The organism is Methanobrevibacter sp., from assembly GCF_045541095.1.
GTDB lineage: Archaea > Methanobacteriota > Methanobacteria > Methanobacteriales > Methanobacteriaceae > Methanocatella.
The window spans coordinates 1-12152 of sequence record NZ_JAZQIJ010000244.1 but is presented as its reverse complement, the minus strand read 5'-3'; the positions used below and the strand labels follow the sequence as shown (position 1 = coordinate 12152).

At 38.6% G+C, this 12152-nt stretch carries 13 protein-coding genes, 3 tRNA genes and 1 pseudogene; 13 read left to right on the top strand and 4 right to left on the bottom strand.

Annotated elements, in window-relative coordinates:
• Nucleotides 1-333: zinc ribbon domain-containing protein (locus ACKI2P_RS10710; RefSeq protein WP_407377462.1), on the top strand; the 333-nt coding region annotated here is incomplete at its 5' end.
• Between the two features lie 312 nt (nt 334-645).
• Here ACKI2P_RS10710 and ACKI2P_RS10705 read toward each other — a convergent pair.
• Nucleotides 646-1134 (bottom strand): annotated as a pseudogene (locus ACKI2P_RS10705) (fumarate hydratase C-terminal domain-containing protein); the annotation flags it as partial.
• A 134-nt stretch (nt 1135-1268) separates the two neighbouring features.
• Between ACKI2P_RS10705 and ACKI2P_RS10700 the strand changes: the two are divergent.
• The 5 genes from ACKI2P_RS10700 to sucC are packed head-to-tail and all read left to right on the top strand — an operon-like array spanning nt 1269 to nt 5216.
• Nucleotides 1269-1529: a ferredoxin family protein gene (locus ACKI2P_RS10700; RefSeq protein ID WP_407377461.1), complete on the top strand. Its 261-nt coding sequence runs from the start codon at nt 1269-1271 to the stop codon at nt 1527-1529.
• A gap of 8 nt (nt 1530-1537) precedes the next feature.
• Nucleotides 1538-2668 carry a 2-oxoacid:acceptor oxidoreductase subunit alpha gene (locus tag ACKI2P_RS10695; RefSeq protein ID WP_407377460.1) on the top strand — a complete coding sequence of 377 codons (1131 nt, stop codon included), beginning with the start codon at nt 1538-1540 and terminating at the stop codon, nt 2666-2668.
• A complete protein-coding gene (locus ACKI2P_RS10690; RefSeq protein WP_407377458.1) occupies nt 2669-3532 on the top strand; it encodes a 2-oxoacid:ferredoxin oxidoreductase subunit beta in 864 nt (287 codons plus the stop codon).
• A gap of 8 nt (nt 3533-3540) precedes the next feature.
• Nucleotides 3541-4086, top strand: coding sequence for a 2-oxoacid:ferredoxin oxidoreductase subunit gamma (locus tag ACKI2P_RS10685; protein WP_407377456.1), 546 nt, complete (start codon nt 3541-3543; stop codon nt 4084-4086).
• Between the two features lie 11 nt (nt 4087-4097).
• On the top strand, nt 4098-5216 hold the full coding sequence (sucC, locus tag ACKI2P_RS10680; protein ID WP_407377454.1) for an ADP-forming succinate--CoA ligase subunit beta: 1119 nt from the start codon (nt 4098-4100) through the stop codon (nt 5214-5216).
• Nucleotides 5217-5347: 131 nt separating this feature from the next.
• Here the strand turns inward: sucC and twy1 are convergent, their stop codons facing one another.
• Complete coding sequence (gene twy1 / locus ACKI2P_RS10675) at nt 5348-6265, bottom strand: 4-demethylwyosine synthase TYW1 (protein WP_407377453.1); 918 nt, start codon at nt 6263-6265, stop codon at nt 5348-5350.
• 131 nt (nt 6266-6396) lie between these two features.
• Between twy1 and ACKI2P_RS10670 the strand changes: the two genes are divergently transcribed.
• The 4 genes from ACKI2P_RS10670 to ACKI2P_RS10655 are packed head-to-tail and all read left to right on the top strand — an operon-like array spanning nt 6397 to nt 10094.
• Nucleotides 6397-7266 carry a hypothetical protein gene (locus ACKI2P_RS10670; protein ID WP_407377451.1) on the top strand — a complete coding sequence of 290 codons (870 nt, stop codon included), beginning with the start codon at nt 6397-6399 and terminating at the stop codon, nt 7264-7266.
• A gap of 1 nt (nt 7267) precedes the next feature.
• Nucleotides 7268-8146 carry a DNA-methyltransferase gene (locus ACKI2P_RS10665; RefSeq protein ID WP_407377449.1) on the top strand — a complete coding sequence of 293 codons (879 nt, stop codon included), beginning with the start codon at nt 7268-7270 and terminating at the stop codon, nt 8144-8146.
• A gap of 46 nt (nt 8147-8192) precedes the next feature.
• Complete coding sequence (gene tpiA, locus ACKI2P_RS10660; RefSeq protein ID WP_407377448.1) at nt 8193-8861, top strand: triose-phosphate isomerase; 669 nt, start codon at nt 8193-8195, stop codon at nt 8859-8861.
• An 18-nt stretch (nt 8862-8879) separates the two neighbouring features.
• Nucleotides 8880-10094, top strand: coding sequence for a phosphoglycerate kinase (locus ACKI2P_RS10655; RefSeq protein ID WP_407377447.1), 1215 nt, complete (start codon nt 8880-8882; stop codon nt 10092-10094).
• 82 nt (nt 10095-10176) lie between these two features.
• Here the strand turns inward: ACKI2P_RS10655 and thiE are convergent, their stop codons facing one another.
• Nucleotides 10177-10797: a thiamine phosphate synthase gene (gene thiE, locus ACKI2P_RS10650; RefSeq protein WP_407377446.1), complete on the bottom strand. Its 621-nt coding sequence runs from the start codon at nt 10795-10797 to the stop codon at nt 10177-10179.
• Nucleotides 10794-11657 carry a hydroxyethylthiazole kinase gene (gene thiM / locus ACKI2P_RS10645; RefSeq protein ID WP_407377444.1) on the bottom strand — a complete coding sequence of 288 codons (864 nt, stop codon included), beginning with the start codon at nt 11655-11657 and terminating at the stop codon, nt 10794-10796. Before thiM ends, thiE begins: the two co-directional genes overlap by 4 nt.
• Nucleotides 11658-11774: 117 nt before the next feature.
• Here thiM and ACKI2P_RS10640 point away from each other — a divergent pair.
• The 3 genes from ACKI2P_RS10640 (at nt 11775) to ACKI2P_RS10630 (ending at nt 12122) form a co-directional block, all read left to right on the top strand.
• Nucleotides 11775-11847: transfer RNA gene (locus ACKI2P_RS10640), tRNA-Thr, on the top strand.
• 115 nt (nt 11848-11962) lie between these two features.
• Nucleotides 11963-12037, top strand: a tRNA-Pro gene (locus ACKI2P_RS10635).
• Between the two features lie 11 nt (nt 12038-12048).
• Nucleotides 12049-12122, top strand: a tRNA-Tyr gene (locus ACKI2P_RS10630).
• Nucleotides 12123-12152: the final 30 nt, after the last annotated feature.

The following is a 12152-nucleotide window of genomic DNA, read 5'->3' as shown; positions in this document are numbered from 1 at the left end:
AAACTCATTGAAATGATAAAATACAAAGCAAAATGGTATGGTCGTGAATTTGTACAAATCGATAGATGGTTTCCTTCAAGTAAAAAATGCTGTATATGCGGTGAAATAAACCATGGCTTAGGTCGTGAAGAACGAGAATGGAAATGTCCACATTGCCACAGCCTCCTTTCCAGGGATTTGAATGCAGCAATTAATATTCTTGTAGAGGGTTTGCGCGCCGTAGGTTCGCCGGTGCTTAGCTTAGTAGATTTCATGCATATATTCCCTACAAAGTTCCTAAACAAATTACTGAACTCTTGTGACATAAATAAAAATATTATATGCATGGCCTAAGAATCTCAGGCTTCTACAAGCCGGAGAGGTTCAATCAAGGTATTTCATTACTTTTTTTCCAAGAGGAGTCATCTGGTATATTCTGCCTTTTCGGTTTTCCTCATTCAGGCATTCGATAACTTTCTTTTCTTTAAGCTCTTTTAAGACTTTTGAAATATGGTGCGGATGAATTCCTGTCTCCTGGCTAATTTCTTTAGGAATTTTAAACTCGTCTTTGAGGCTTCCCATAACATTAACTCGATACTGTGATGTTGATATGTAGGAGTACAGCCTGAGGGTTTCATTATCTGTCTCGTTTTGTGAAGGCGGTGTGATTGTTTTTCCGCCGTGCACAGCAACAATTCCCGGAATGTCTTTTACCTTAAGCTCAAACATCGCTTCCATTCCTTCCTTTTCAAACAGGACACATTTCTTTTCCAGGACTTTGCTTGTCAGCAGTGCCGCAACCGGAGGTGTTATCACGAAAATGGAATTGTTTTTCATCAGTTCCTCGCATGTCTTTTCGCTTAACATTCCTTTGCCAATGTGAATTTTCACTCCGTTTTCGCTTAACGGACCTATTGCAGATTCAATTTCCACTTTGCTGCTTGTTGTCGGTGCAATTCCTGCATCACTGACTGCAGTGTGCATTATCACGCTTCCATTCAAATCAAATGGGACTTCTTTTTTAGATATCCTGTCAACAAGCTGAGGAAGAGCAGCGTCACGCCCGGTATATATGGTTCCGGATATGGAAATCTGGTCTCCCACATTTAAGCCGGATATGTCATCATCACTAATAGGTGTAGTTAATGCCTTCATAATGTAATATTTTTTTTTAATTTATTTAAAAATTTTTGAATTCTCCATTTTTTCATAAGATATTTAAATGTTTATTAACATAAATATTACACATTCTAGATTAATTTATCATAGAATTATTAGGAGATTTGAAATTGATTATTATTGATGAAGATTTGTGCAAAGGATGTCATCTTTGCTTATTCATGTGTTATAAGAATGTATACGCAATTTCTCCGGATGTAAATAAAAAAGGTGTACAGCTGCCTTTTGTCAAGTTTGAAGAAAGGTGCACTAAATGCGGTACTTGTGAAGTTGCATGTCCAGATCAGGCCATAACTGTGGATTTGCCTGAAAACTGGTGGATGAATGAAGATGTGAATTTTAATCCTATGTTCACAAAGGGGAAAAAGTAGGTGTTAAGATGGTTGAAGAATTGTTTATTCAAGGAAATGAAGCATGCGCTAAAGGAGCTATAGCTGCAGGTTGCAGGTTTTTTGCAGGTTATCCAATCACTCCTTCCACTGAAGTTGCTGAAACCTTAGCTCGTGAGTTGCCGAAAGTTGGAGGTTCATTTGTCCAGATGGAAGATGAAATCGCTTCTGCCGGTGCAATTATTGGTGGTTCTTGGGGAGGAGCCAAATCAATGACTGCAACATCAGGTCCGGGTATTTCCCTGATGCAGGAAAATATCGGATATGCATTTATCAGTGAAACTCCAATCGTTATTGTTGACGTTCAGAGAGGTTCTCCTTCAACTGCTCAACCGACTATGGGTGCACAAGGAGACATGATGCAGGCCCGTTGGGGTTCACATGGGGATTATGAACCTATAGCATTATCTCCATCAAGTGTACAGGAATTCTTTGATTTCACAGTAAAAGCGTTTAATCTGGCTGAAGAATACAGATGTCCTGTTTTTGTAATGGCTGATGAAGTAATAGGACACATGAGAGAAAAGATAGTCATTGATGATGACATTGAAATAGTTCCAAGAAAAAGGCCGGAAGCAACTGATGATTTCCTGCCGTTCAAAAATGTGGAGAACGGAACAAATCCAATGCCTGCATTTGGTGACGGATTTAAAATACATGTAACTGGACTGACTCACGATGAAAGAGGTTATCCGGATACTAACACTCCTGAAACTCATGATAAACTCGTACAAAGAATTTGTGACAAAATTTTAAACAACAGGGATAAAATCTGCTCAGTCCAATCTGAAAATTGTGAAGATGCAGATACAATTATCGTTTCTTACGGTTCTCCAGTAAGGTCTGTTGCAGAAGCAGTCACAAAAGCAAGAGAAAATGGCAAAAAAGTTGGTTATATCAAAATTGACACTCCATGGCCTTTCCCAGAGGAACAGATTCAGGAATTGACCAAAAATGCAAAGGACGTTCTGGTCGTTGAATTGAATTTGGGTCAAATGTATTATGAAGTTGACCGTGTATGTAAAAGAAATTCAAGTGTTCACCTGATGGGCGTTATCGGAGGATTATTGCCAACTCCTGATGAAATTTTAGAAAGAATTGACCAAATAGGAGGAAACTAAATGTCAGAACATAAAGAAAATAGATTTCTCCCTTATTTAAGAGAAGACAGGTTGCCTCACATTTTCTGTCCGGGATGCGGAAACGGTGCAATCATCAATGCATTTCTTGTCGCCATGGAAAAGGCGGACATGGACTTTGAAAACATTGCAATGGTTTCAGGAATCGGATGTTCCTCAAGAATTCCGGGTTATCTGAAATGTGATTCCCTTCACACCACTCACGGAAGAGCATTAAGTTTTGCAACAGGACTTAAAACCGCCAATAAAGATTTGGATGTAGTGGTTTTCACAGGTGACGGTGATGCGGCTTCCATTGGTGGTAACCATTTAATTCATGCAGCAAGAAGAAATATTAACTTGACTGTAATCTGTATCAATAATAACATTTATGGAATGACCGGTGGTCAGATAAGTCCTACATCTCCAAAAGGCAGTTTTGGAACAACCGCTCCGTACGGTAATCTCGACACTCCATTCAAACTGGCGGAACTTGTTGCCGCAGCAGGTGCAACCTACTCTGCAAGATGGACCACAGTCCAAATGGAAAACCTTGTTCTGGCCATTAAGGATGGTTTGAAAAATCCAGGATTTTCATTTATTGAGGTTGCAACTCAATGTCCAACTTATTTCGGACGTAAAAACAAACTCAAAACTCCTACCGCAATGGCTGCAGTAATGAAGGCAAATACAGTTTTTAAATCAGCTGCGGACAGAATGAGTGCAAGAGAACTTGAAGGTAAAATTGTAGTTGGTGAATTTGCCAATACTCAAAGAGATGAATTCACAGAAAATCTTGATAAAATAAGTGTGGAAAAATTCGGTAAGAAAACTCTTATCAATTCCGCATATGAAACAGAGTTATAGGTGAGAAAATGAGGACTGAAATTAGAATTTGCGGATTCGGAGGTCAAGGAATCATTCTTGCAGGTATTATTTTAGGTAAATCTGCTAGCCTTTTTGACGGTAAAGAAGCGGTTCAAACTCAATCTTACGGCCCTGAAGCTCGTGGAGGAGCTTCCAAGTGTGAAGTCGTTATAAGTGACGGCAAAGTCGAATATCCTAAAGTCCAAAGCCCGGATATTCTGGTTGCAATGTCAAATGAGGCTCTGATAAAATACATAGTTGACTTGAAGGATGAGGGCATTTTGATAGTTGATCCCGGCACAACCGATGTCGGGGATGTACAAGAGTTCATAGATGAACATAATATTAAAGTTTATGAAGCTCCTGCAACACAAACTGCTACTGATGAAATCGGATTAAAAATCGTAGCTAATATTGTTATGGTTGGAGCTATTACAAAAATCACTGAAGTCATATCAAAAGAAGCTGCAATGAAAGCTATTGAAGACAGTGTCCCTAAAGGAACAGAAGAGAAAAACATCAAGGCTTTTGAAGCAGGATATGCTTTAGCATAATAGGTGTTAAAATGAGATTTTTTGAAAATGTAGCAAAACAAATTTTTAATGATGAAGGTATTCCAATTCTGGAAGGGCATGTTGCCTACTCTCCTGAAGAGGCAATGACAATCTCTTCTGAAATGGAGGTTCCAGTGGTTATTAAGGCACAGGTTTTAACAGGAGGAAGAGGTAAAGCCGGTGGTGTCAAATTTGCAAATAATCCTGGTGAAGCTTTAAATGTCGCTGATCAAATTCTAGGTATGGAAATTAAAGGTGAAAAAGTAAAACACCTTTTAATCGAAGAAAAAGCTGAAATCCTAAACGAATTCTTCGTTACCGTATCAGTAGACAGAGGTGCTAGAAGACCTGTAATTTTAGCAAGTAAAGAGGGTGGAATCGAAATCGAAAACCTCGCAAAAACCAACCCTGAAAAGATTATCAAATATTATCCAAATCCTTTGCTTGAATTTTTACCTTACGAAGCACGTGAAATTGCACGTAAGATGGAAGTGCCGTCAGAACTGATTTCCCCAATGGGTGACATTATCTGGAAACTGTACAACGTATTTACAAAGTATGATGCGGATACCGCTGAAATCAACCCGTTGGTATTAACCAAAAACGGACTGATTGCAGCTGATGCCAAAATGGTTGTTGAAAATGATTCCCTGTTCAGACATCAGGATTTAGTTGACAGGCTCCATTATAAAAAGAAAGCAGTCGACTTTGTACAGCTGGACGGTGATATTGCAGTTATCGGTAACGGTGCAGGATTGACCTTGACTGCTATGGACATGATCAAACTCAATGGCGGTGAACCTGCAACATTCCTGGATATCGGTGGTGGAGCTTCTGAACACATTATCAATCAGGCTTTAAACATTGTATTGAACTATGATCCTGTTAAAGTGGTATTCCTGAATGTTTTGGGAGGTATCACTAAAGCTGATGATGTTGCACGCGGTGTTGTCAAAGCTTTGGAACAGGCTGACCGTGAAATATACATTGTAATCAGGCTGACCGGAACCAATGAGGAAGAAGGTCAAAGAATTCTTGAAGAAGCAGGAATTCCATATGAAACTTCTATGGAAAAGGCTGCTAAAAAGGCTGTTGACCTTTGTGAAGAACTCAAGGCAGCAGGAAAATAAAGCTATAAGCAAAGCACAATAACAGAAGTAAATAAACTTCACTATATAGCGTTTTGCTTCAAAGAATCAAGTTGTCATTAATGCATTTGCATAATGATGACTTTAAAACCTATTTTTAATAATAAAATTAGTTATTGCAGTAAAACTACGCGGCTAATTTCGGATTCGTTAACTATTTCTCTGCCGCAGTTTTCACCAATTTTTGTTGCAAAGTCACAGACTTCATCAAAAGAAGGCATCTCATCGAGGGTTAGGCGCTCACGTGATGACCCGACACACATGTACGCTTTCACTTCCACATAATCAGGGTCTGCCTTTTCGATTAACTTTGCATATTCTTCAGGTTTTTCCATATTTTTTCCACGAACACAAGTATTTCGTATACATGTGCGGGAGTTGAAACTGGATAATGTTTCAAGAGATTCATTTAAATTTGACCAAGCATCGCTTATTCTGGGTCGACATATCTCTTTGAATATTTTCTCGTTAGGCGCATCCAAGGAAAGGTACAGTTGGTAAGGATCGTTTTGGAGATTTCTCAGTCTGTCAACGCATTGGCCATTGCTCACTACAAATGTTGTAAAGTCACGGCGGTTGAATTCCCCAATCAGTTCATCAATCTTCGGATAAAGTGTCGGTTCTCCTGCAAGGGAAATTGCAGCGTTGGTTGGCTTTTTGAGTTCCTCCAGTTTCTTTTTGTTTGCTTTGTCATTTCCGAAAAATCCGCATAGTAGATTGTTCTGGGCTTTTATAGCTTCGTCGATGATTACTTTAGGTTCGTCGTATTCCTCGTCTTCCCAGGTGGTTTGGGTGTATGTCAGGTCTCTCCAGCAGAATTCACATTCCTGCTGGCAGTTTGGCACTGCCGGTGACATCTGGAGACATCTGTGTGATTTGATTCCGTAGAATTTTTCCTTATAGCATACTCCCTTGTCTGTTATGCTCTGACGTGTCCAGTGACAGACTTTAACGGCTGCATGACCGTGTGTTCCAACGAATCTGTATCCGCTTTTTTCCAGTTTTTCTATTTGGCTTTCATTGAATGACATAAAATCAAGTTTATTTTTAGATTTGCTAATATATACATTTTTACAAGGTGAAGTAAAAATTATATATATTGAACAATATTATAATTTTTTTATCAAATCTATTTATATGTTTAATTATAATAATTTTTATTATGAGATTATGGAATAAACATCAGGAAAAATTATTTTTTAGCAACTCGAAAAGTTTCGCTTCACCCGAGCAGCTTTTCTATAAAACCGATGACGGCAGATATCTGACCTATTGGCCCAAAAGGTATATTGGCAAAAAATCAACACTTCAGGCCAGAAATTCGCTTATTGGCAATTTCACGGAAAAGTGGGTCAGTGATCTACTCAGAAATCTGATTGAGGATGAAAATCTCTCGGTCGTTCAGCAGGCAAGAATTCCTTCGGTCGGAATCACTTCAAAGTCCCCTGCAGATATCGTAATCGCCACGGAAAATAAGAAAATTTTAAAGGCTTCACAGGTAAAACTAATATGTGAAGTAAAGATGTCACTCGTGTGGAACTGGCAGTATGACCCTGCGAAGGGTACTGTCAGGGAAGTGGGAGATTTCAGAACTCATCAGGGAAAGCCAAGTTTCACACGTTCTGACTCCATTCTGAAGGCTATCGGTAAATGCATTGATATAAGAGTTTCAAATCTAAAATCCACTAAGATTCCCATAATCGTTGTGGGGAATGCTCCTCTGTCAAATGGATTTTCCAAAAAGGCGGACTACCTTAAGCATGCAGGTCTGATTCAGGGATTCTGGTCATTGAATCCTTTTCCTCTAAATCATGGAAATACCAGAAAGACAACTCCAAAAGGGGGATTTATAAGATTTGACAATACGGATGAGCTTAAAGTTCACCTCAATCGTCTGTTCAGCCAGGATTTGAATTTCTTTTCAGGCATGCAAAGTCCAAAAAGCTTGGGAAAACTTATCGAGATGGCCAATCAGGAAAAAACTTATGAAGAAAAGGGATTGAAATTTATCAATCTTCTAAAGAGGTCTTAAATTGGCAAGAAAAACGCAAACAGCTTCATTTGGTTCCGTTTTAAGGGAATCACACAGTTCAAAAAAATTTTATTCATCAAAACTATATGAAAACTTTAAAATTCCGGATACCATTGAGTTTCGCCAGAACAATATTCCCGAATCCGATTTGAATAGGATATACTGCAAGTCAAGCGAAAATATGGATGAGATACCTGATGAAAGTGTTCATCTGATGATTACTTCTCCCCCGTATAATGTCGGCAAGGACTACGACAACGATTTGACGTTGGATGAGTATCTTGATTTGCTGAGTTCGGTTTTTCGCGAAACCTACAAAAAGCTGGTAACCGGTGGACGGGCATGCATCAATATAGCAAACATCGGTCGAAAACCATACATTCCTCTTCATGCGATGGTGATTGAAATCATGCTGGATTTGGGATTTCTGATGAGGGGTGAAATAATCTGGGATAAGTCCGCCAGTGCCGGAGGGTCATGCGCATGGGGAAGCTGGATGTCTGCATCAAATCCTGTTTTGAGAGACTATCACGAATACATACTTGTTTTTTCAAAGGAATCTTACTCCAAAAGCAAATCCCAACCCAAAAGGGATACAATTCAAAAGGAAGATTTTATCAAATGGACACAAAGCGTATGGACATTCCCTGCAGTAAATGCCAAAAAGATTGGCCACCCTGCACCGTTTCCATTGGAACTGCCTCACAGGCTGATAAATCTCTACAGTTATGAGGGGGATGTCATTTTAGACCCGTTCTGCGGAAGCGGAACAACATGCATCGCAGCTATTCAAAATAAACGAAATTATGTTGCATATGACATCAGTGAAGAGTATGTCGAATTGGCACAAAATAGAATTGTTAATCATAAATTTATTTAATAATGGTTTTCAAATATTATAGTAATAAACTTATTGTGGGATTATTATGGACACACCAATTGTGATATTGAATTATAAAACATATTTGGAATCAAGTGGTATAAACGCTTTAAAACTTGCAAATGATTTGGAAAGTGCTGCTAATGAATCTGGAATTACTATGGTTGCGGCTCCTCAGGCGGCAGACATTTACAGGATAAGTCAAGAAGCTTCACTCCCGATTTTTGCTCAGCATATCGATCCGATTTCCCCTGGAGGACACACAGGTTCCAATTTGATAAGCACTTTAATAGAAGCTGGTGTAAGCGGTTCTTTAATCAACCATTCAGAACAGAGGATGAAATTGGCAGACATTGATGAAGTCGTAAAATTATGCAAGGACAATGGTATAGAATCCTGTGTTTGCACAAACAATATCGAAACTTCAAAGGCAGTTGCAACACTTGCACCTACTGCAGTTGCTGTAGAACCTCCTGAACTTATTGGTACCGGAATTCCGGTATCCCAGGCACAACCGGAAGTTGTGGAGGACACAGTCAATGAGGTAAAAGCTATCAATAAAGACATTAAGGTTTTATGCGGTGCCGGAATCACTACTGGTGATGATATGAAAGCGGCTATGGATTTGGGTGCTGATGGAGTTTTACTCGCATCAGGAATTATTAAGGCGGAAAGTCCTAAAGATGCTTTACTTGATTTGGTAAGTAAATTATAATTGTTTACGAGTGAGAAAATGGCAGATTTTAATACAATTGATGATTTTGACATTGAAAACAAAACGGTACTGGTGAGAGTGGATATCAACGCTCCAGTAGACCCGGGCTCTGGGATTATTCTGGACGATACAAGATTGAAATTACACGCAAAGACAATCAAGGAATTGTCCAATAAAGGTGCAAAGGTAGTTATTCTTGCACACCAAAGCCGTCCAGGTAAAAAGGATTTCACAACATTATCCCAACATGCAGAGGCATTGGCAGATATTTTAAATTTAAGGGTAAAATATGTTGATTCTCTCTTTTCAAGCTCTGCAAAAGAAGCAATCCGTAATTTAAAACCCCATGATATATTATTGCTTGAAAATGCGAGATTCTTTTCAGAAGAAACCCTTTCAAGAAGTCCTTTAGAGCAGTCAAAAACCTTGCTCGTAAGACATTTGACTCCTTTGGTTGATTACTTTGTAAATGATGCATTTGCTGCGGCCCACAGGTCTCAGGCATCTTTGGTCGGTTTTACTGTAAACACTCCCTCCGCAGCAGGAAGGGTTATGGAAGAGGAACTGACAGTCATTCAGAATGCTCTGGACAATGTTGAACATCCTTGCGTATTCCTGTTGGGCGGAATGAAACCTGATGATTCCATTGATGTTATGGAAAATGTATTGAGCAATGGTACAGCAGATTCTGTTTTGACAACAGGTATTGTAGGTAATATTGTTTTATGGGCTGCTGATGTTGATATTGGTCAGGTTAACAGGGATTTTATTGCAAGCAGAGGATATGAAGGTATGGTTGCAAAGGCCAAGGATTTGATAGACAGATTTGGAGATAAGGTAAAGTATCCTATTGATGTTGCATGTGAAATTGACGGTGAAAGAGTTGACATTGACTTCAGGGAAATTCCAAATGAGGCCATTTTTGACATTGGTGTTAAAACCATTAATTACTATGCAAAAGAAATAAGGGATGCCAAATACATTTTTGCAAACGGTCCAGCAGGAGTATTTGAAGATCCTAAATTTGCAATGGGTACAGAAGACTTAATCAATGCAATGGCAAGTTCAGATGGATTTTCACTTATTGGTGGAGGTCACATTGCTGCTGCTACTGCCGGACTTGGTCTGGAAGAGCACATGAGTCACTTGAGCAGTGGTGGTGGAGCCTGTATCAGTATGCTTGCAGGTAAAAAGCTTGCGGCTGTAGAGGCATTAAAAGATAGTAAAAAATAATATTTTTACTATTTAATCTATTTTTTTTTAATCTTTTTTTTTAAGGCTATTTATAATTTTCATTTTTTGTTAAAAAATAGGATTAGCTATTAAATATGTTTAATAGCTCTTCTGATGATTTTTTAGGATTGTCGGAACTCATTATGGCACTAACTACAGATAGTCCTGCAATTCCAGTGTCTTTTAGTTCATGTGCATTTTCAAGGGTTATTCCGCCGATTGCAACTATAGGAATGTCAACAGATTCGACTATTTCTGTTAACTCTTCTTTGGTTACTTTTGGTGCATCATCCTTGGTTTGTGTTGGAAATACTGCTCCGGTTCCCAAATAATCTGCTCCGTCTTTTTGGGCTTTTTGTGCCTCTTCGATTGTAGCTGCGGAAATGCCTAAAATCTTGTCTTTACCTATGAGCTTTCTTGTAACGTCGCAAGGCATGTCTGATTGGCCCACATGCACTCCGTCGGCATCAATTGCAAGTGCAACATCCACGCGGTCATTGATTATTAACGGAACATTGTATTTTGATGTAATTTCCTTAACTTTCAGTGCCAAATTATAAAAGTCAAGAGTATCTGCTGTTTTTTCCCTAATCTGAACGACAGTAACTCCGCCTTTTATTCCTTCTTCTATAGTATTTAAAAATTTTTCTTCATCGTCACTGTTGTCTGTGACAAGATAAAGTGATAAGTCTATTTTGTTCATAATATCTTAATGTTTGATTCATTGATTAAACTTTCATATGTGGTCTTATAAAGATAATCAATTAAGTATGCTCTAAATGAACCTGTTCCTTCGTCTTTTTCTTCTACTTTTGCTCTTGCCTTTTCACCGGCTATGTTCATTGCTAAAATTGCAACTAGGGTTCCATTGAGAGGATCTGATGCTCCAACTCCGCTTCCTACAATTGCTGATAACATACATCCGCTTCCTGTAATCAACGGCATCATGTCGTCTCCGTTGTCAATTGCAATTGTTGTTTCGCCGTCGCTTAAAATGTCTATCGGACCGCTTGCAAGGATGGTGGTATTTAGTTTGGATGCAAGCTCTTTTATTAAATCTCCATTTGCCTGTAGGTTTTCTTCTGTAATCATATCGTCAATGTTTACGTCAACACCTTTTGCGGTATTGTTTTCGTCAATGACTCCGACAAGTTTTGCTATCGCCTTTATTTCACTTATATTTCCGCGAATTGCGGCCATGTCATAATTTTCTATTAAGTCAAGGGTGGTTTTGTTTCTGAGTTCTGTTACTCCAACTCCTACCGGATCCAGTACTATTGGTGTATTTGTATTGTTTGCAGCTTTTGCACTGACTTGCATTGAGTTTATTTGCTCTTTGCTTAACTTACCAATATTTATTACTAATGCATCTGCTATGCTTACAACTTCTTCAAGCTCTTCTGCATCTTCTGCCATGAATGGTGATCCTCCAATTGCAAGAACTGCATTTGCACAGTCGTTGATTGTCACTGAATTTGTTATGCAGTGTGTGAGTGGGTTTTTTTGTTTTATTTCTGCTAATGATTTTTCTATTTGAGTTGTAATTTTATCATTATTTATCATGATTATTAATTATAATTTTATTGTATTTAAATTTTCATAGTAATTTTATACTTTTATAGAAAAGTATTTAAAGAACATGTAACATAATTTATATTGTTCTATAATATTAGCATATTTGCCTCGGTGGCTCAGATGGTAGAGCGCGAGACTTGTAATCTCGTGGTCGCGGGTTCAAATCCCGTCCGGGGCTCATAATTCTTTTTGAGAAAATAGGATTTATGCGGATAAATGTAAATTATAGTAATCTTTATATACTATAATGATTATATTATTATTAGTATGCAATCTACATACTTATTGTGTGTGGGTCCGTAGGGTAGCTTGGTCGATCCTTTGGGCTTTGGGAGCCTGAGACTCCGGTTCAAATCCGGGTGGTCCCACTTTGTATCTACCCGACTTAGCTCAATTTGGCAGAGCGTTGGACTGTAGATCCAAATGTTGCTGGTTCAAGTCCGGCAGGCGGGATTTCAATTTATTTATTTGTCATCATATTTT